Genomic DNA, 18,529 nt, shown 5'->3' on the forward strand with positions numbered 1-18,529 from the left:
TACCCGCCTCTGAGCGCCGCCCCGGGGAGGGGTGCCGCCGGCGACGCTCGCGTCGCCGGCGGCCGGGACGGCGCGTCCGTCAGGCGCGATCGGCGGCGATGAGCAGATACTGGAAGCTGCCGTTCTTGTAGGCGTCGAGGAAGTGCTGTTCGATGCCGGTGGCCAGGGCGGTCTGGGCGCGGAGTTCCCAGTAGGGGATCGTCGCGGGCGTGAGGTCCACGACGCTGATGGGGACGAGGCGGTTGGCCGCCATTTCCTTGAAGTAGGTGCTGCGCGGATGGATGTCGCAGATGTAGTGCGCGTTGATCTGGCTGATGGCCCGGGACGGCAGGCCGTAGGCGTCGTTGTAACAGCCGGTGATGCACACGTATCGGCCGCCGCGGCTCAGCAGCCGGGCGTGTTCGGCGAACAGCAGCGAGAGTTCGACGTACATGGTGCTCTCGTTGTTCCAGATCGCCTGGAACGTTCCAGACTCGAAGCCAGTGTCGAGCATGTTGCGAAAGTGGAAGCGCACCTTGTCGGCCACGCCGCGCTTCCTGGCCTGCTCGTTGGCGAAGGCGACCTGCGACTCGGAAATGGAGACGCCGTCCACGTGGCAGCCGAACCGCAGGTTGGCGACGATGCTGGAGCCGCCTCTGCCCGAGCCCGCGTCCATGGCCCGGTGGTGGGGTTCGAGTGGGCCGAGCCGGCTCATGAGGAAGTCGGCCTGCGCCGATTCGAGCCGGTGGAGCTCCTTGATCACGCGTTCGTCCCGGGTCTCCGCGGGGCCGTCCAGTACCGTCCAGTCGACCTCTCCGATGCCGTAGTGATGGTGGTAGATGCCGTCCACTTCGCCCAGCCGGAGGTTGACCGGGTTCTGCTCGGTGTTCCAGTAGTCGGCGACGGATCGCTGGTAGAGGCTGCTGAGAACGGAGGATTCCTGCGTAGCGGTCACCTGAGGGATTCCCTTCTTATGAACTGCTCTTATGAACTGCCGGGGTGCGGTCAAGACTGGTAGCGGCTGGAGGAGCCATGCCATTCGAGGCAGCCGGCCATCCACGCCTGCGCTCCGCGCAGGAAACGCTGGAGCTCCACACATGGGACGGCGGCGAGTGCGCGATGGCTGGATTCGAAGCCCTTGACGAGATCGTTGTGGAGGGTGATCGCGCGTTCGGTCGCCTCGCGGGTGGAACACTTCTCCTCGGCCGCGATGAGCAGGATCACGTTGGAGTCGGGGAGTTCGTCCGCGGCCTCCTTCTCGACGGAATACAGGTCGTTGACCAGGACGCTGGCGGTGCCCGCCTGCATGAGCGCGGTGTGGAAGCGCCGCATGAAGAACAGGTCGGCGCCCAGGTGGTAGCCGCCCACGATGTCGATCAGCGTCATGGAGGTGTAGAAGCTGTCGTGCTGACGGGCCGCGAGGTAGCGCCAGACCGGTGGCGGCGTCTCCAGGTAGCGCCAAGCCGCGTAGGCCGCCCAGCTCACGTACATCTGCGAGGTGATGTTGCAGACGCGGCCGATCTGTGACGCGGTGGCGTGGCGGGAGATGTGGCTGATGCTCGACCGCAGCGAGACCAGGACGGGGTCGGCCTGGATCGTCTCCTCGAGCTGGCGGGTGTAGTCGCCCACGGGCGGCGGCGGGTCCATGGCGGAGGTCACCAGGGCCAGCCGCGGTGGCAGCTCGGTCGGCGTCGCGCCCAAATCGGTCTCGTCGGCGTAGTAGTCGTCGGCCGCCCACCAGGCGGCGTTCGTCTGCGCCGCGATCAGCAGCATGTCGGGGTCGTCGGTGTCGGGGTGCGTGAGCATGGCCAGCCGGCCGTAGCCCGTATCGCTGAACTCCTTCATCCGGCCCTCGTGGAGCCCGATCCGCTCCGCCCACGCCACCAGGCGCCGGTTGACCTCCTCGCCCAGGTCCTCGTCGACGCGTACGGTCTCGGGGCAGTACAGCGGGGAATAGGACCCGTCGCCCCATTCCCGCTCCCGGTAGGCGAGCGGCGTGAGGTCGTGCGCGCGCATGGCGCTCGAAAGGGTCAGCCGCGGCTGCGCGGATTCGTGCCCGTCGTGCTCGCGGACCCTGGGCGGGGGCCACTGGTCCGGGGACGGGACGCGGAGCGCCGAGGTGCCCAGGCCGGTGGGACCCGCCGTCATCCGGGCCAGCGCGTCCGCTTCGGCGGGCTGCTCGGGTATGGCCTGGACCTGGGTTTCGGCGGCTCGGCGGACGGAGGGGCCGGCCGGCAGCGTGATGGTGGCCGGCGGCTCTGCGGTGTCGTCTGCGGGCATGCGGCCCTCTTCCTAGGATCGTCAGGAGCGGGGGGCGGCGATGTTGGCGTTCTCCAGGATCCCGATCGCGTCGGGCACCAGGATCGCCGTCGAGTAATAGGCGCTGACGAGGTAGGACATCACCGCCTGGCTGTTGATCCCCATGAAGCGGACGTTCAGGCCGGGCTCGTACTCCTCGGGGAGGCCGACCTGGTGCAGGCCGACCACTCCCTGGTCCTCCTCGCCGGTGCGCATGGCGATGATCGAGCTGGTGTGCCCGTCGGTGATCGGGATCTTGCCGCACGGGAAGATCGGGATTCCGCGCCAGGCCGGGATCTCGTGGCCGTTGACGTTGGCGCTGCCCACGGTCAGGCCGCGCTTGTTGCATTCGCGGAAGAAGGCCGCGATCGCCTTGGGATGCGCGAGCAGCAGGCGGGTCTTGCGGCGCATGCTGATCAGGTCGTCCAGATCGTCCGGGGTCGGGGGTCCGGACCAGGTGTTGATCCGCTGGCTGTAGTCGGCGTTGTGCAGCAGCCCGAACTCGCGGTTGTTGAGCAGCTCCCATTCCTGGCGTTCGCGGATCTCGTGGATCGTCAGGCGGAGCTGCTCCTCGAACTGGTTCATCGGCTCGTTGTAGAGGTCGGCCACGCGGGTGTGGACCCGCAGGACGGTCTGCGAGACGCTCAGGGGGTATTCGCGAGGGTGGAGCTCGTAGTCCACGAAGGTGCCGCCGATGTCCGGCTCGCCGACGTGCCCGGCGGCCACGTGGACCGCCGCCTCGCCGCGTTTGTTGACCGGTTTGCGGGTGCTCTCCAGGTAACGCTGGATGTGCTCCCGCAGGGCGGGCGACTGGTCGAGCAGCCGCTGGAACTCCCGCCGCGGCGACACCATGACCGTCCCGGCGGTGGTGGCCTGGATCGAGCAGGGCCACCGGGCATCGTCCTGGGCGAAGACCTCGTCGCCGAACTGGTCACCGTCCGCGATGACCCCGAGCACCACCGTGCCGCCGTACTGGCCGGTGGACAGCCGGTTGAGCCGGCCGTGGGCGATGACGAAGGTCTCGGTGACCGGCGTCCCGGCCTCGACGATGACCTCCCCGGCCTGGAACCGCCGCGCCGTGAACGTCGAGGCGAGCGCGCTCAGCACGTCGAGGTCGCCGAACCCGCGCAGGGCGGGCAGTTCGGTGAGCGTCTCCGAGATGATCCACACGTCGTCGGCGCCGTTCTGCACCACGCTGACCCGGCCACGTCCCACCGCATGGGTCAGGCGGCGGTTGACCCGATAGGTGCCCCCGGCCACGTCCACCCACGGAAGCATGCGCAGCAGCCAGCGGGAGGTGATGGCCTGCATCTGCGGACGGGTCTTGGTGGTGGTGGCCAGGTTGCGCGCGGCCCGGGTGCCCAGGCTCAGCCGCTGTTCCGCTTGCTCGGGGGGCATGTTTCCTCGCACTCTCTTATCGTGGAATGTAACCCGTCGGCTCAGCTGGCCGATTTCGGCGGCTTTGAGAGTACGGGTGGGAAATCTCTTCCGGAGAGCATCAGATCGACGCGGGTAATTCCTCGGTCGTGGCGGCGCGGAATGTGAGCGGCTCTGTCATCGAATTCTCGGTCGCCTTCACGCTGGTGGTCCGGTCGAGGCGTCTTCGATGCTAAAGGCCATTCCGCGGCCAATCAATGGCCCTCTCTGGCTGTTCGACCATCCAAGTGCGTCTGATTTAACCGATAATTCGTGAATTAACGATGGAAAAAGCAGAGGACCCGGTCCGCACCGAAAAGGCAGGTGCGGACCGGGTCTTCCGAATGAACTCAGGCCGTTTCGACCCTGAACGTGGTCTGGTAAGTGCGCGACTCCTGAGCCCCCAGCCAGATCATGCTGCCGTCCTCCCGGGCCGCCGCGTCGCCGCCCACGTGGTGGGTGGACGGCTCCAGGCCGATCGCGTAGTTGCCGGAGCGCAGGTTCAGCCACTCGAAGAAGCACGGGAACTGCGCCGCCCGAAACTCCACACTGACCGCCATGCCCAGCCGGTCGTTGACCACCGCGACCCGGTGCAGGCCCTCGGCGCCGGGGTTCAGCGCGTGCTCGTACACCTGCTCCACGAAGCCCGGCACCGGCCCCGGCAGCGTCAGGTGGTCGGCCCCTTGCTCGGCGACGCTGTCGCTCCGCCAGAGGGTCTCGCGGATGTCCGCCTCGAACCGGGCGCCCTCGTCGAGCAGCGGCCAGCCGAGGTTGATGTGGTACAGGAACATGTGCGGCGTCGGCTCGAACCCGGCGTTGGTCACGGTGTCGCTCAGCCGGATCTCGTCCCCGCCCAGGTCGGCCTCGATGCGGCGGGTCAGGGTCAGGTTCTCGCCGAAGACCGTCGCCTGCCGTACCTCTCCCTCGGCCCACAGGACGCAGCGGTCGCCGTCCCAGCGCTCGCCGTAGCCGGTCAGCCGGGCGGGCAGGTTGCCCGCGCGACCGTGCAGGCCGTGCCGTACGGACTGGCGGGGCGGGTAGCGGTAGGTGTTGGCGGGGACCTCCCCGCCGAACAGCGTGTGGTCGAGGCCGCCGGTGACCATGAGCCCGGAGAACGAGCGCAGCCAGGACAGGCCGTCCTCGTCGTTGTTCTCGTGCAGCCCCGGATGGCGGAAGCCGGTGGGGGAGCGCCAGCCGAAGGACCGCCCGGCGTGCTCGGCCGCGCCGATGTCCATGCACCGGTCGATCAGCACGTCGAAGGCCAGCCCCGAGCCGGTGCGGAACTCCAGCGTGCGGATGCCGCGTTCGGCGCCGTCGCCGAGTGTCACCAGGCGCACCCCGCCCATCGCGGCCGGGTCGCCGGTGAGCTCCGCCAGTTGCCTGCGGGTCGGCGTCATGCCATCACCCACCCTCCGTTGACTTCGATGGTCTGGCCGGTGACGAAGGACGCGTCGGGGCCGGCCAGGAAGGACACCACGGCGGCCAGCTCCTCCGGGCGGCCGCGCCGCTGGAGCGCCTGCCGTTCGAGGACGAACCGGTTGTACGCCTCGGGATCCGGATGGATCTCCTCGGCGGCCGTGGGGAACGCGCCGGGCGAAACGCAGTTGACGCGGATCTCGCGCGGTCCGAGCTCGCGGGCCAGAGCCCTGGTCAGGGCGGTGGCGGCGCCCTTGGTGGCGACGTAGGCGGCCAGGTCGGACCAGCCGCCGTGCATGGTGATCGAGGCGATGTTGATGATCGCGCCGGCGCCGAGCGAGCTCATCTGCCTGGCCGCGTGCTGGGCCGCCAGCCAGTAGGCGCGCTGGTTGACCGCGTGCACGTCGTCGTACTCGGCCAGCGGCACCTCCAGGAAGGGCCTGCTGGGATAGATGGCCGCGTTGTTGACCAGGACGCCGACCGGCCCGAGCGCGGCGGCCGTACGGGTGAAGGCGTCCTCGATGGCGGCCGGGTCGCGCAGGTCGGCCGCCAGGTTGAGCGCGCCGTCGAGCGAGCCGGCGTCGAGGTCGAGCGCCGCCACCTGGTGGCCGTCGGCCGTCAGGCGGCGCACGATCGCCTGGCCGAGCGCGCCGGCCGCGCCGGTTACCAGCGCCGTGGTCATGTCCACTCCCTGTGCAGGTCGTCGAGCAGGTCTCTGGCCGGTCTGCGGGCGGTCAGCCCGTCGCGGAGCAGGGCGGAGGTCCGCTCCTGCTTGCCGATGTAGCCGGGGAAGCGCGGCCGGATCCAGGCCGCCTCCACGGTGTCGCGGGTGTCGCGGTAGAAGCCCGAGGCGTCCCAGGCGGAGCGGGCGGCGGGCTGGCCGCCAGTGGCGGGAAACAGCCCGGTCTGCACCGGCTCCGACAGCAACCGGCGCAGGTGGGCGCGTACGGCGTCTCTGGTCCCGGCGTCGCGCACCCGGCTCTTGGAGACCGCCAGCCCGGTGCCGCCGAGCACGCTCCCCGGCGCCCTTCCGGGCCAGGCGGGGGCGTCGGCGAAGGCCAGCGGGTAGGTGGCGTACCCGTACACCAGCGGGCAGAGGTCGGGCCCGCCCGCCGCCATGGCATCCAGGACGCCGATCGGATTACGGAGCGAGACCTCGGGGTCGGCCAGCGCGAGCAGCTCGGCCATGAGCTCCAGCGCCCGCAGCCCCGCCTCGCGGTCGAGGAAATCGCCCGAGCACAGCGCGCAGAACATCAGGAAGGCGTGCGGCCCGCCCAGGCACAGCGTCAGCCGCCCGCCCTTCCGCGCGAACTCCACCGTCTCGGGCCAGGTCTCCGGGATGTGCGTGCCCGGCCAGGCGGCGGCCACCTGGGCGGCCGCGTCGAGCGGCAGCGCCCACTGGCGCCCGTCCAGGTGGTAGCTCTCATAGGAGCGGCCGACGGTGCGGGCGCGGAAATCGGCCAGCTCGGGCGCGGCGAACAGCTCGTCCATCGGCACCAGCGAGTCCAGCGCCGCGCCCAGTCCGGGGTGGTCGATCACCAGCACGTCGTACGACGCGCTCAGGGTGGCGATCGGCTCGGACTCGAAGCCTTCGAGCGGCTGCCGGTCCCACTCGATCGGCTCGGGCACGTCGCCGTACGGGTTCGGCCCGGCCAGGTCGAGACGGGTGAGCTCGTCGAGCGGGGCGTGGCCGCGGGGGTGGTCCCAGGTCAGTCCGCGCACGCGAGCACGCCCTTCTCCACCAGCTCGGCGGCGCGTTCCGCCGGGTAGCCCAGCTCGCCGAGTATCTCCGCGGTGTGCTCGCCCACCAGCGGCGCGCCCCTGCGTACCTGGGGCGGGGCGGCGCTGAGGCCGTACGGGAAGCCGGGCGTGGTGACCGTGCCCTCGGTGCGGTGGTCGTAGGTGACGAACGAGCCGTTGTGCCGGACCTGCGGGTCGGCCACCAGCTCCGCGTAGCCGTACACCGGGCCCGCCCACAGGTCGTGGCGGGCGCAGATGTCCAGCCACTCGGCGGTCGTGCGCTCGGGCAGCCGCCGGGCGACGGTCGAGGTGATCTCGTCGCGCTGCGTGTGGCCGTCCATGTCGGCCAGCTCGGGCAGGTCGAGCGCGACGGCCAGCCCGTCGAGCCTGGGCATGCCGAGCGCGAGGTAGCCGTCCTTGGTGGCGAACACCCCGTACGGCGCGCGGATGTAGGTGTGGCCGTGCGGCTCGCGCCCGCGCCGCTGCGGGACCCCGCCGACGGTGAAGACCGACAGCTCCTGCATCTGCACGGCGATGGCCGCGTCGAGCATGTTGACGCTCACCCGCTGGCCCTCGCCGGTGCGCTCGCGGTGCAGCAGCGCGGCCAGGGCGCCCTCGAAGGCGCTGTAGGCGGTGATCGCGTCGATCGCGTAGGTGCCTGCGGGCGCCGGGGGGTCGCCGTCGCGGCCGGTGCTGAGCATGGCGCCGCTCATGGCCTGGAGCAGCAGGTCCTGTCCCGGCCGTGTCACGTACGGGCCGCTCTCGCCGTACCCGGACATGGAGACGTAGACGACGCGCGGGTTGAGCCCGCTGATGGTGTCGTGGTCCATGCCGAGGCGCTCGGCGACACCGGGCCGGTAGTTCTGCAGGAACACGTCCGCCGTCGCGGCGAGCCGGTGAACGATGTCGCGGCCCTCGTCCCACTTGAGGTTCACCGCCAGGCTGCGCTTGTTGCGGTTGAGGGACAGGAACGAGGCGTTGACCTGGTTGCCCGTGGCGCCGCCGGCGGGGGCGTGGCGCTGCCACTCACCGGTCACCGGCTCCACCTTGATCACGTCCGCGCCCAGGTCGCCCAGACGCATGGCGGCCAGCGGGCCCGCCATCGCGATGGACAGGTCGACCACGCGGTAACCGTCGAGTACGCCCATCAGCGCCCCTCGAAGACCGGCGCGCGGCGGGCGGCGAACGCGGCCCGGCCTTCGGCCGCGTCGGCGGTGGCCATGCAGACGGTCTGCAGGTCGCGCTCGTACTGGATGGCCTGGTCGAGCGGCATGGTGTACGCCGCCTTGAGGTTGGCCTTAGCCGTCTGGGCGGCGATCGGCGGCCGGGCGGCGATCTTCCCGGCCAGCTCTCGTACGGCCGGCAGCAGCTCGTCAGGAGGCAGCACTTCGGTGACCAGCCCCCAGTCCTTGGCCCGCGCGGCGTCGATCGGGTCGCCGGTGAGCAGCATGGTGGCCGCGTTGCCGGGGCCGACGGAGTGGGCGAGCAGGGCGGACTGGCCGCTGCCGCCGATCCAGCCGAGCTTGATCTCGGGCGCGGCGAACGTGGCGGTGGTGGCCGCCAGCCGGATGTCGCAGGCCATGGCCAGCTCCAGGCCGCCGCCGTACGCATAGCCGTTGACGGCGGCGACGATCGGCTTGCGCAGGGCGCGGACCGCGTCGCCGTAGTCGCCGCGGTTGCGGAACTCCCACGGCGTGGCGTACGCGTCGAGCTCGCGGATGTCGCTGCCCACGCAGAAGGAGCGCTCCCCGGCGCCGGTGAGCACGGCCGCCCGGATGGCGGGGTCGGCGTCCACGCGGTCGAGGCAGGCGCGCAGCGCGCCGGCCATCTCGGGGGTGATGGCGTTGAGTTTGGCGGGTCTGTTCAGGGTGATGACGGCCACCGGGCCGGCCACGTCGAGCAGGACGTCCATGGATTCCCTCAGCAGTGGAGCGCGTCGGCGCGGGCGACCTCGACCACCTCGCGCATGGCCTCCTCGGCCTTGCGGTGATGGCGGCGCCGGATCGCCACGGCGACGCGCTCGTGGTTGGGCAGCGTTTCCTTGTTGTGCGCGACCGATCGGGTGTGCACCTGCCGTACCGAGCGCAGGGCGATGCTGATCATGTCGTAGATGTAGAGCAGCAGGTCATTGTCGGCGGCGCCGAACACGGCCCGGTGGAAGGCCAGGTCGGCGTCGATGAAGGGGTCGGGGTCGTCGGCCGTGGCGTGCAGCGCGGCCAGGGCCTCGTCGATGCGCTGGATGGCCGCCGCGTCCGCCCGCTCGGCCGCCACCCGGGCCGCCCCGGGCTCCAGCGCGACGCGCAGGTCGGCCAGCACCCGGATGTCGCCGGCCTGGGCGTCGGCGCCGAACCGCCAGCTCAGCACGTCGGCGTCGAGCAGGCTCCAGGACTCGCGCGGCCGGACCCGGGTCCCGGCGCTCCTCCTGGTCTCCAGCAGGCCCTTGCCGGCCAGCACCTTCACGCCTTCCCGTACGGCCGAGCGGCCCACGCCGAGCTCGTTGACCAGCTGCTCCTCGATCGGGATGGGCGTGCCGGGCACCAGCGAACCGTCGACGATCCGGGCACCCAGGGCGTGCACGACGTGAGCGTGCCGAGCCGTGTCCGGGTAAGGATCAGTTGCCACGGTTTCCTCCGTATTCGGATGTTTGGCACAGTATCGGGACGGTCGGTTTTTTCATAGACTTTCATCTGATGAAGTTCGGACTTCATCAGATGAAGCTGGGAGTGTCATGCACATCGTACGGTTTGTCAGCCCGCTGACCAGCACGGACGCGGTCGGTGTCGACGACGGCGACCAGGTGACGCAGCTGGACGGAGTCACCACCGTCGGAGAGCTGCTCCGCCTGCCCGTCGCGGAGCTACGCGAGCGGTGCGCCGCGGCGGCCGGCCCGCAGCACCCGTCCGCGTCCGTGCGCAGGCTCGCGCCCGTGGACGGGCTGATGGAGGTGTGGGCCGCGGGCGTCACCTACCGGCGCTCGCGCGAGGCGCGGGTGACCGAGAGCGAGCGGGCGGCCGACGTGTACGAGCTCGTCTACGACGCCGAACGCCCCGAGCTGTTCTTCAAGTCGGTGGCCTGGAAGGTGTCGGGGGACGGCGGCCGGATCGCCGTGCGCGCCGACTCGGAGATCGACGTGCCGGAGCCGGAGCTGGGCCTGGTGCTGAACTCCGCGGGCGAGATCGCGGGCTACACGGTGGTCGACGACGTGAGCTCGCGCACGATCGAGGGGGTCAACCCGCTGTACCTGCCGCAGGCCAAGATCTACCTGGGCGCGTGCGCGGTCGGCCCGGCGATCAGGCCCGTCTGGGAGGTGGCCGACCCGTACGCGCTGGACATCACGCTGACCATCGCCAGGGCGGGGGAGACGGTCTGGGACGGCACGGCGTCCACCTCGGAGCTGCACCGGCGCCTGGACGACCTGGCCGGCTACCTGTTCCGCGCCGACGCCTTCCCCGACGGGGCCGTGCTCTCCACCGGCACGAGCCTGGTGCCCGACCTGCCGTTCACGTTGCGCGACGGTGACACCGTGACCATCGGCATCGCCGAGATCGGCACGCTGACCAGCACCGTGGTGCACGGTCTGGCCGCCATGGGCTGAGACGGGCTTGTTCACCGTCAAGCGCTGAGACCGGCACGACCAGGGCCGGGCACCGTCTCCGGTGCCCGGCCCGTCGTTATTACGGCCCGTCGTTATTACGGCCCGCAGGGCGGCGTGAAGATGCGCAGTATCCCCTGGCGTACGCCCCAGCCTCCGGAAGGCTGGCCACAGCCCCTCCAGAACTGGCCGACGAGCTTGTCGTTCCCGTCGAAGTAGTCCATGACAAGCAGGACGTCGCCTCCGCCCGGGGGAGTCGAGATGAAGGTCGTCGGCTCGGGCACGGGCGCCGAGGCCGAGGCGGTGCTCGCCGGTAGCAGCGTGAGCGCGGCGGCGACGGCGGCCGCCACGAGGACGGCCAGCATCCAGGCCAGGACGAAGCCGACGCCGCGCGGGCGGCTGGATCTGATCATAGAGACGTCCCTTCCTATGAGTTCTCCAAAAGGAGGGCGTTCCATCGCGTTCCGTGGTGGGACAGCCGAAGACGGCAAACGTTTACCGCCCGGCCATCCAAGATCACCTAGCCGGCCAATAATGATCTTTACGTTTGCGGCGTTTGTGCGTTGCCCCCACCGATAGTGGAAGGACATTCGTGCGCATCCCCGCCCGGGTCCGTCGTCGCCGTCATGTCGGTGATTCTTGCCCTGAGCTCCGTGAACTCCGCCGGCACCCCGGCCTTCGCGGACACCGACCCCGCTGACCGTCAGCGAGACCGACATCGGCACCGGCATGCCGGAGTGCCTCCGGCGGCCCTACAAAACCGTAAAGGGTGCGGTTCCGGTCATCAGGTGACCGGAACCGCACCCTTACGTGGCCGGGGTGACCCCCGCCCGGTACGGACTCAGCCGCTCATGGCGACCGCGTCGGCCTCGGTCTTGGCCTTGGCCGCCTGCGGCGTGGCGGCCCCGCGCAGCGGGACCTGGCGGATGAACAGGGCGGCCACGATGCCGATGGCGGCCACGACCGCGCCCCAGGTGAACAGGGCGGTGATGCCGTTGGTGACCGCCTGCTGGAACAGGTCCTGGACCGCCTCGGGCAGGCGGCGCAGCAGCTGCGGGGTCATCGAGGAGGCCTGGGCGGCGACCGCGGGAGTGCCGATGAGGGTGTCGGTCAGGTGGTTGGCGTAGACGGCACCGAGCAGCGAGACTCCGAGCGAGCTGCCCATGTTGCGGAGGAAGGTCGACACGCCGGTGCCCGCGCCCATGTCACGCAGCGCGAGGCTGTTCTGCGCGATCAGGGTGCTGGTCTGCATCAGCGCGCCCATGCCGGCGCCGAGCACCACCATGTAGAGGGCGGTCACCGTGGTGGAGGTGGCGACGTCCATGGTGGCGAACAGCGCCAGGCCGATGGTGACCAGGACGGCGCCGACGATCGGCACCGACTTGTAGTGCCCGGTCTTGCTGATCAGCTGGCCGGCGGCCAGGCTGACGGCCATCGAGGCGATCATCATCGGCATCAGCAGCAGGCCGCTGTTGGTGGCCGAGGAGCCCTGGACGAACTGCTGGAACTGCGGCAGGAAGCCCATCGCGCCGAACATCGCGAAGCCCGAGATGAAGGCGACCGCGCCGGACAGCGAGAAGTTGAGGCTCTTGAAGACCCGCAGCGGCATGATCGGCTCGGCCACGCGCCGCTCGACGAAGATGAAGGCGACGAACGTGACCACGGCCAGGGCGATCAGCCCGAGGATCTGGCCGGAGCCCCACTCGTACTGGGTGCCGCCCCAGCTGGTGACGAGCACCAGGGCGGTGATCCAGACCGTCAGCAGGCCGGTGCCCCACCAGTCGATCACGGCCTTGCCGGTGCCCTTGGGCAGCTTGGCCAGGGTGATCCAGCACAGGACCAGGGTGACCGCGCCGAGCGGCAGGTTGACGTAGAAGGCCCAGCGCCAGCTCAGGTTGTCGGTGATGAAACCGCCGATGAGCGGGCCGCCGATCATCGCGACCGGCATGACGGCCATCATGACGCCCTGGTACTTGCTGCGGTCGCGCGGCGGGATCATCTCGCCGATGATCGACAGAACGCCGACCATCAGTCCGCCCGCGCCCAGCCCTTGGATGGCGCGGAAGGCGACCAGCTGTGCCATATCCTGGGACGCGCCGCACAGCACCGAGCCGAGCAGGAAGATCGCCACTGCGGTGGTGAAGATGATGCGGCGGCCGTAGAGGTCGCCGAGCTTGCCCCAGATCGGCGTGGCCACGGTGGAGGCCAGGACGTAGCCGGTGGTCACCCATGCCAGGTGCTCGAGGCCGCCCAGCTCGCCCACGATCGTGGGAATCGCAGGGGCGACGATCATGTTGTCCAGCATCGCCAGCAGCATGGCGACGACCAGGCCGCTCATGGTCACCATGATCTGGCGGTGGCTGAACCCTAATCCGACCTGCTCTTCCGCTCCCGAGGCGGTGTCCGCGCTGTCCTTGGCCATTCCGTGCACTCCTGTCGATCCATAGAACTTACCTGTCGGTCGGCAAGCGTACTTGCTAACCGGCCGGTAGGCAAATAGGCTGTGTAACAGTTTTGGAGCAAGAGGGAAGAGCCATGACCAAGACGGAGCCGGCGCCGGGCGCGCGGCGCAAGGGCAGCCAGACGCGAGCCGAGATCCAGGAGGCCGCGCTGACCCTGTTCACCGAGCACGGCTACGACGCCACCTCTATGCGCGAGATCGCCGAGCAACTGGGCATCACCAAGGCGGCGCTCTACTACCACTTCGACAGCAAAGAGGCGGTCATCGTCAGCCTCTTCACCGACCACATGCGGGCGATGGACGAGCTGCTCGACTGGGCGGCCGGGCAGCCGCACTCCCCGGAGCTGGCCGCCGAGCTGCTGAGCCGGTGGCTCACGATGAGCAGTCAGCAAGGGGTGCGGAACATGCGATTCGCCGTCGCCAACCACACCGCGCTGAAGACGGCCATGCCGACGGGTCAGAGCAGCCCGCTGGAGCGGACCGACCGGGCCACCCGGCTCATCCTGGGCCCCGGAGCCTCAGTGCAGGATCAGCTCAGCGTCCGGCTGGCCCTGCTCAGCGTGCACAGCGCCGTGCTGGCCGCCCAGGGCACCGAGGCGACGAACGACGACATCGTCACCGCCGCGATGCGCACGGCGACACTCCTGGTCAGCCACCTGTTCCCCGACCTGCCTCTCCTCAGCCTCAGGGGACCGGAACCGCCCGCAGAGTGACCGGGCCGAGGAGCGGGTTCAGTTCGTCGGCCTGCGACTGTCCGGCCGGGGTGAGCACGTCCACGGCCTTGGGCACGCCGCCCGGGTCGACGGAGCACAGGGGAGCGGTCCCGCCCGGGGCGCACACGCCGAACTGGTACGGCTGTGGAGTGGCGGTGAAACCCCTGGCCTGGTCGGCGCTGAACCCGTCCTGACCGGCGAGCACGACCGCGAACCGCCAGCCGGGCCCCGGCGTGCCGAAGTCCGCCTTGGGCAGGGCGATCGTGATCGTGCGGGTGGTGCCGGAGCCGCGGACGGCGGCCCCGGACCGGGCGACGCCGGCGGCCGTCACCCAGACCGGGGCGGCGAAGCCCTGCGCCTCCACCCGCTGTGACCAGGCGTCCTGCTCGGCGATGCGGTAGTTGCGCTGCGGGAACGCCGGATCGGTCGAGCGCGCGGTCACGGCCGGGTCCTGGACGTAGACGTCGAGCAGCTGGGCGCCGATCTGGCTGCCGAAGGTGGGAGTGAGGTCGGCGATCTCGGCGCGCAGGTAGACGGTGCTCGCGTCCGTGATGACCTGGAACCTGCGCAGGTCGAAGGCGCCCGCGTGGAAGTCGGCGGCCGTCGGGTAGGCGTAGGTCCCCGGCCCGTCGTCGTCGCCATCGGGATCGGTGACGTCGAGCACGGTCGTGGCGCCGGTGATGTCACCGATGACCGACCGCCGGGCGTACCCGGTGCGGCCGTCGGCGGTTGTGGCGGTCACGGTGAGTACGACCTCGCCGAACGAGACCGGCGCCTGGGCGGTGAAGCGGCCGTCGGCTCCGGCCCGTACCGAGACGACCCTGGTGGCGGCGCCGATGTCGATGGGCGTGGCCGCGACGTCCGCGCGCGCGCCGGGCGCGGTGGTTCCCTCGACCGTGACCGACGTGCCGGTGGCCGTGCTGCCTTCGGCGGGTGCGGTGAGGGTGAGCGGCGCAGCCTCGGGCATGCCGTGGGCGGCGTAGCGGCGGCGTACGATCTCGGGCTGTTCAGCTGGGCGGCCCGACCCGAGCGAGAGGATCAGCCGCACCTCCTGGGCCTGCGCCCAGGTCAGCGGGGAGGCCGAGCCGGCGGGCTCGCCGTCGCGGAAGCCGATCGAGGCGGTCGCCGGGTCGGTGCCGTACGGCGCGGCGGCCAGGTCCGGGTTCTCCCACACCTGCTCGGGGACCAGGCCGGTGCCGGAGGACATGGCCCGCATCGCCGTCAGGAGGGACGCCGCCGTACGCGGGTCGCCGGTCTGCAACGCCTGCTCGGCCCGTTCGCCGGACAGGACCGGCCACAGGTGGCCCGAGCCGGTGTTCGCGGTGGGCCAGGGCCGCCCGGACGGGGCGCAGGAGGTGGGGTCGGGCTCATGGCAGTCGCCGTAGCCGTCCTCGGTGCCCGCGGTGTCGGAGCCGTAGCGGTACCAGCCCCGGCCGTTCGGCGTCGTACGCCCGATCACCCGGTCCACGACCGGCAGACTGGCCAGCACGTCGGGGTCGGTGGCGGGCAGGATGCCCAGCCGGGTCAGCTCCAGGAAGCCCGCGTCCACCACCCGGCGCTGGTCCTCGGTCGGGCCGCCGTTGCCGAGGTTGTACGGGGCGGCGGCGTCCGGGTCGCCGGTGCGCGACAGGCGCAGGAAGTAGCGGGGGGCGTACGGGCCGGTCGTGGTGACCGTCCAGCCCTTGACCGAGCGGGCGAAGTGGTCGGCGGTGGCGCGGTAGAGCCTGGCCCGGCCCTGGTCGTCGCGGCCGGCGGCGATCTCCCCGGCGGCGACGAGCCCGGCGATCTCGGCCGCGATCGTGGACGGCGAATAGCCCTGCTGCTCCTCCCAGCGCTCGACGCCGAACGCGGGCCCGTGCGCCACCAGGAAGTCCGCGGCCTGGCGGAGGTGTTCCCACAGTTCCGCGCCTATCCCGGCCTGGTGGGCCATGAGGATCGGGTACGCGCTCTCGTCGAGCTGGTCGCCGCCGGAGTCGGGGGCGAGCCGGCCGTTCAGCAGGGAGTTGCGCGGCAGGCGGCCGTCGGGCAGTTGCTGACGTTCCAGGAGGAAGCGGGCCGTGGCGCGGGCGGTCGCCAGGTCGCCGTCGGTGAGGAAGCCGGTGAACGCCTCGTACAGGTCGCGGGCGAACACCTCGCGATACGACCCGAAATAGACCGCCTTGCCGCCCACCTTCTCGCCCGCGCCGACCGCCTGGCCCCACGGGCTGGCCAGCGAGGCGACGACGGCTCCGGGGAAGGTCTTGTCCTCGCTCGCCTTCAGCACGTTGGCGGACAACCAGTAGGCGTCGGCGAGCGAGGCGGGCGGCTTGCGCAGCCCGGCGTCGTAGGTGGCCCAGCCCCCCTCGTACCGGGCTCGGGTGGTCTCGAACGGCCGGGCGGCGGCCGCGCCCGCGGTCCGCAACGCGGCGGCCGCCGTACGGCCGAAGCCGAGCGCGAAGGTCACCGCACCCGAGCCGTCCAGAGGCAGCCGGGCGGTGGCGACCACGTTGCCGTCCGGCGCGGTGGTGGTGGGGGTCAGCGTGTGGGCGGAGTCCAGTTGCGCGGCGCCGTCGCTGGGCGTTCCCGCGTAGCCGACGCCCGCCTGCGGCAGCCGCCGCTCCGCGCGCAGCGCCAGGTGGGTGGGTACGGCGTAGTCGCGGGCGGGCGCGGAGGTCTCGGTGTTCGGGTCGGAGATCACCGGGGCGCCGGTCGGGCCGTCGACCACGCCGCTGTCGGCCCCGCCGTTCGGCGCGCCGCCGCCTCCGTTGCCGTTGACGCTCGCGTCCAGGCGTACGTACAGGCGCAGTCCGGCCGGTTGGAGCCGGGTCCTGACCACGACGGCGTCGCTGTCCGGATCGGTGAGATAGGTGGTGGTCAGGCGGTAGCGGCCGGCCTTGCTGGAGGAGGTGATCGTGCAGGTCATGCCGGAACGGTCGGTGCTCACCTTGTAGGTGGTGTCGCGGGACTGCAACTCGGTGAACGTCGTGCCGTCGGTGACGGCGAACTGCATCGTCTCGACGTTGGTGTTGTCGATGGTCGGCTCGTAGACGTCGGACAGCACGCCGCCCGCGACCGTGTACCAGACCTTGGACGCCCGGCCCGCGGCCGTACCGACGCAGTCCTTGCGCGCCAACCCGAAGTGGGACGCCATACCCGGCCCGGCCGGGGCGGGGCCCCGCGCCATGTGGGACGCCATGCTCGGCCCGGCCGGAACGGGACCCCGGGCCATGGCGGGCGCGGCGGGTAGCCCGACCAGTGCGGCGGATACGACGAGGGCAAGTGTGAATCGTCGAACCTTGGCCATGCCGTGCCCCCTCGGGTCCGCCCTTTCGTTGCAGAGAAGACCAGGCCCTGATCCGTGTCAACCCCGACCCGCGGTGAGGCGGCGAAGGCCGTACTCGATCGGGCCGTAACGATGGCTCCGCAGCCACCACCAGCTCAGCCCGAGCAGGAGCGCGTAGATCACCGCGGCCACGCCCATCACGGCGAGCGGCGACAGCTTGCCCGCCAGGGCCAGCCCGTAGCCGGTGAAGATCAGGCAGCAGAGCAGCGACTGCCCGATGTAGTTGGAGGCCGCCACCCGCCCGGCCGGCGACAGCACGCCGATGACGGCGGGAAAGCGCTTGAACACCTGGAGCAGAGTGACCACGTAGGCGGCCGTCAGCAGCACCGAGCCCACGTTGTTCACCGCCAGCGCGACCAGATCCAGCGCGTCCCCGGATGAGGACGACACCCAGGCGAAGACGACCGCGGCGGGCAGGCCGACGCCGAAGCCCACCCACTGGACGCGCGGCACGAGATGGGCCCAGCGCGCCGGCTCCTCGAACAGCCGTGACCGGCCCGCCGCCAGCCCGAACAGGAACATCGCCATCGCCATCGGCCCCTGCCCGATCCACACCATCGCGGCCAGCGCCGGGTACGTCTCCACCTGGAACGACAGGAAGCTCAACGGCCCGCCCGTGACCAGCGCCTCCGCCCGCGCCCCGGCCGCCGCGTCGGTCACCGCCGCCGTGCCGGCCGCCGTGCCCGTCGCCGGGTCGAGCAGGGTCAGCCCGGCCAGCAGCAGCCAGATCACCGACATGACGCCGATGATGGCGCAACCGGTGACGACCGCCTTCCTGGGCGAGATGCCGCGCATCGCCAGCAGGATCACCCCGAGCGTGGCGTACAGCGTGAGGATGTCGCCGATCCACAGCAGGAACCCGTGCAGCACCCCGATCACGAAGAGCCCGAGGCAGCGTCGCAGCATCCTGGCCTTGACGTCGACCCCGTCGCGCGTCTGGAGCGTGAAGGAGTAGCCGAACAGGAAGGAGAACAGGATGTAGAACTTCGTCAGCACCAGCGTGCTGATGAGGTACGCGACCGGCCCCTCGGTGATGGGCATGATGCCCGTCCCCACGGCGTAGCCGGGATCGGCGAAGAACCCGATGTTCGCCACCAGGATGCCCGCCAGCGCGAACCCCCGGACCGCGTCGATCTCGTGCACGCGCCGTGAGCCCGGCGCCTCGGTCAGAGTCATGATCCTGACGCTAGAGACGCCGAGCTCCCCGGCACATCGATCCTTGGCAGCCTCCGACACCGACCAAAGTCGCTGGATCCCAGAAACTTCAGCTCCGACGGACCGTCTTCCACTGCTCCTCGGGAGGGGGCGTCCTTCTTAGGACCTCAGCTCCGACGGACCCTGCTCCCCCGGAGGGGGTGTCCCTCCTAAGGACCTCGGCCCGGACGGACCGTCTTCTTCTGCTCCCCCGGAGGGGGTATCTCTCCTTAGGACCTCATCCCCGGACGGACCGTCTCTTTCTGCTCCCCCGGAGGGGGTATCTCTCCTTAGGACCTCATCCCCGGACGGACCCTCTCTTTCTGCTCCCCCGGAGGAGGTATCTCCACAGAAGGACCCCAGCCACCACGGACCGTCACATACTCCGAGACGGTCGC

At 70.8% G+C, this 18,529-nt stretch carries 15 protein-coding genes; 2 read left to right on the plus strand and 13 right to left on the minus strand.

Translation table 11 applies throughout. From position 1 onward, the window contains the following. Positions 1–79: 79 nt before the first annotated feature. The 9 genes from ACIBO2_RS53270 to ACIBO2_RS53310 all read right to left on the minus strand — a co-directional run bounded on the left by ACIBO2_RS53270 (position 80) and on the right by ACIBO2_RS53310 (position 9,471). Positions 80–934, minus strand: a complete 855-nt coding sequence (locus ACIBO2_RS53270; RefSeq protein ID WP_358535928.1) for a geranyl diphosphate 2-C-methyltransferase — start codon at positions 932–934, stop codon at positions 80–82. Positions 935–984: 50 nt separating this feature from the next. After that, entirely contained in the window at positions 985–2,259 is a 1,275-nt protein-coding gene (locus ACIBO2_RS53275) for a family 2 encapsulin nanocompartment cargo protein terpene cyclase (RefSeq protein WP_397304879.1), read from the minus strand. Between the two features lie 21 nt (positions 2,260–2,280). Continuing rightward, entirely contained in the window at positions 2,281–3,675 is a 1,395-nt protein-coding gene (locus ACIBO2_RS53280) for a family 2B encapsulin nanocompartment shell protein (protein ID WP_397304881.1), read from the minus strand. A gap of 368 nt (positions 3,676–4,043) precedes the next feature. Next, complete coding sequence (locus ACIBO2_RS53285; RefSeq protein WP_397304882.1) at positions 4,044–5,090, minus strand: aldose 1-epimerase family protein; 1,047 nt, start codon at positions 5,088–5,090, stop codon at positions 4,044–4,046. After that, positions 5,087–5,791 carry an SDR family NAD(P)-dependent oxidoreductase gene (locus tag ACIBO2_RS53290; protein WP_397304883.1) on the minus strand — a complete coding sequence of 235 codons (705 nt, stop codon included), beginning with the start codon at positions 5,789–5,791 and terminating at the stop codon, positions 5,087–5,089. Before ACIBO2_RS53290 ends, ACIBO2_RS53285 begins: the two co-directional genes overlap by 4 nt. After that, positions 5,788–6,831: a hypothetical protein gene (locus tag ACIBO2_RS53295; RefSeq protein ID WP_397304885.1), complete on the minus strand. Its 1,044-nt coding sequence runs from the start codon at positions 6,829–6,831 to the stop codon at positions 5,788–5,790. Before ACIBO2_RS53295 ends, ACIBO2_RS53290 begins: the two co-directional genes overlap by 4 nt. After that, positions 6,819–7,997, minus strand: coding sequence for a CaiB/BaiF CoA transferase family protein (locus tag ACIBO2_RS53300; protein ID WP_397304886.1), 1,179 nt, complete (start codon positions 7,995–7,997; stop codon positions 6,819–6,821). Before ACIBO2_RS53300 ends, ACIBO2_RS53295 begins: the two co-directional genes overlap by 13 nt. Further along, on the minus strand, positions 7,997–8,761 hold the full coding sequence (locus ACIBO2_RS53305; RefSeq protein WP_397304887.1) for an enoyl-CoA hydratase/isomerase family protein: 765 nt from the start codon (positions 8,759–8,761) through the stop codon (positions 7,997–7,999). The genes ACIBO2_RS53300 and ACIBO2_RS53305 overlap by 1 nt, the downstream gene beginning before the upstream one ends. Before the next feature lie 8 nt (positions 8,762–8,769). After that, entirely contained in the window at positions 8,770–9,471 is a 702-nt protein-coding gene (locus ACIBO2_RS53310; RefSeq protein WP_358173986.1) for a FadR/GntR family transcriptional regulator, read from the minus strand. A gap of 106 nt (positions 9,472–9,577) precedes the next feature. On the opposite strand from ACIBO2_RS53310, the gene ACIBO2_RS53315 reads away from it, so the two are divergent. Next, complete coding sequence (locus ACIBO2_RS53315; protein WP_397304888.1) at positions 9,578–10,444, plus strand: fumarylacetoacetate hydrolase family protein; 867 nt, start codon at positions 9,578–9,580, stop codon at positions 10,442–10,444. Positions 10,445–10,539: 95 nt separating this feature from the next. Here the strand turns inward: ACIBO2_RS53315 and ACIBO2_RS53320 are convergent, their stop codons facing one another. Further along, on the minus strand, positions 10,540–10,854 hold the full coding sequence (locus tag ACIBO2_RS53320) for a DUF6289 family protein (protein WP_358429781.1): 315 nt from the start codon (positions 10,852–10,854) through the stop codon (positions 10,540–10,542). Between the two features lie 428 nt (positions 10,855–11,282). Then, on the minus strand, positions 11,283–12,863 hold the full coding sequence (locus ACIBO2_RS53325; RefSeq protein ID WP_358535944.1) for an MDR family MFS transporter: 1,581 nt from the start codon (positions 12,861–12,863) through the stop codon (positions 11,283–11,285). Positions 12,864–12,976: 113 nt separating this feature from the next. On the opposite strand from ACIBO2_RS53325, the gene ACIBO2_RS53330 reads away from it, so the two are divergent. After that, a complete protein-coding gene (locus ACIBO2_RS53330; RefSeq protein ID WP_358535946.1) occupies positions 12,977–13,615 on the plus strand; it encodes a helix-turn-helix domain-containing protein in 639 nt (212 codons plus the stop codon). Here the strand turns inward: ACIBO2_RS53330 and ACIBO2_RS53335 are convergent. Beyond that, positions 13,587–16,898 carry a glucodextranase DOMON-like domain-containing protein gene (locus ACIBO2_RS53335; RefSeq protein WP_397304889.1) on the minus strand — a complete coding sequence of 1,104 codons (3,312 nt, stop codon included), beginning with the start codon at positions 16,896–16,898 and terminating at the stop codon, positions 13,587–13,589. The two genes, ACIBO2_RS53330 and ACIBO2_RS53335, sit on opposite strands and share 29 nt — an antisense overlap. A 57-nt stretch (positions 16,899–16,955) precedes the next feature. Next, the gene (locus ACIBO2_RS53340; protein ID WP_397304890.1) at positions 16,956–18,113 is read right to left on the minus strand and encodes a DUF418 domain-containing protein; all 1,158 of its coding nucleotides are present in this window, start codon (positions 18,111–18,113) and stop codon (positions 16,956–16,958) included. Positions 18,114–18,529: the final 416 nt, after the last annotated feature.

It is taken from the genome of Nonomuraea sp. NPDC050022 (assembly GCF_044460705.1).
GTDB lineage: Bacteria > Actinomycetota > Actinomycetes > Streptosporangiales > Streptosporangiaceae > Nonomuraea.

Excerpts from the sequence above, each read along its gene's own strand:
- ACIBO2_RS53275 (WP_397304879.1), bottom strand. The coding sequence starts at position 2,259 with ATGCCCGCAGACGACACCGCAGAGCCGCCGGCCACCATCACGCTGCCG.
- ACIBO2_RS53280 (WP_397304881.1), bottom strand. The coding sequence starts at position 3,675 with ATGCCCCCCGAGCAAGCGGAACAGCGGCTGAGCCTGGGCACCCGGGCC.
- ACIBO2_RS53285 (WP_397304882.1), bottom strand. The coding sequence starts at position 5,090 with ATGACGCCGACCCGCAGGCAACTGGCGGAGCTCACCGGCGACCCGGCC.
- ACIBO2_RS53290 (WP_397304883.1), bottom strand. The coding sequence starts at position 5,791 with ATGACCACGGCGCTGGTAACCGGCGCGGCCGGCGCGCTCGGCCAGGCG.
- ACIBO2_RS53300 (WP_397304886.1), bottom strand. The coding sequence starts at position 7,997 with ATGGGCGTACTCGACGGTTACCGCGTGGTCGACCTGTCCATCGCGATG.
- ACIBO2_RS53305 (WP_397304887.1), bottom strand. The coding sequence starts at position 8,761 with ATGGACGTCCTGCTCGACGTGGCCGGCCCGGTGGCCGTCATCACCCTG.
- ACIBO2_RS53315 (WP_397304888.1), top strand. The coding sequence starts at position 9,578 with ATGCACATCGTACGGTTTGTCAGCCCGCTGACCAGCACGGACGCGGTC.
- ACIBO2_RS53320 (WP_358429781.1), bottom strand. The coding sequence starts at position 10,854 with ATGATCAGATCCAGCCGCCCGCGCGGCGTCGGCTTCGTCCTGGCCTGG.
- ACIBO2_RS53325 (WP_358535944.1), bottom strand. The coding sequence starts at position 12,863 with ATGGCCAAGGACAGCGCGGACACCGCCTCGGGAGCGGAAGAGCAGGTC.
- ACIBO2_RS53330 (WP_358535946.1), top strand. The coding sequence starts at position 12,977 with ATGACCAAGACGGAGCCGGCGCCGGGCGCGCGGCGCAAGGGCAGCCAG.
- ACIBO2_RS53335 (WP_397304889.1), bottom strand. The coding sequence starts at position 16,898 with ATGGCCAAGGTTCGACGATTCACACTTGCCCTCGTCGTATCCGCCGCA.
- ACIBO2_RS53340 (WP_397304890.1), bottom strand. The coding sequence starts at position 18,113 with ATGACTCTGACCGAGGCGCCGGGCTCACGGCGCGTGCACGAGATCGAC.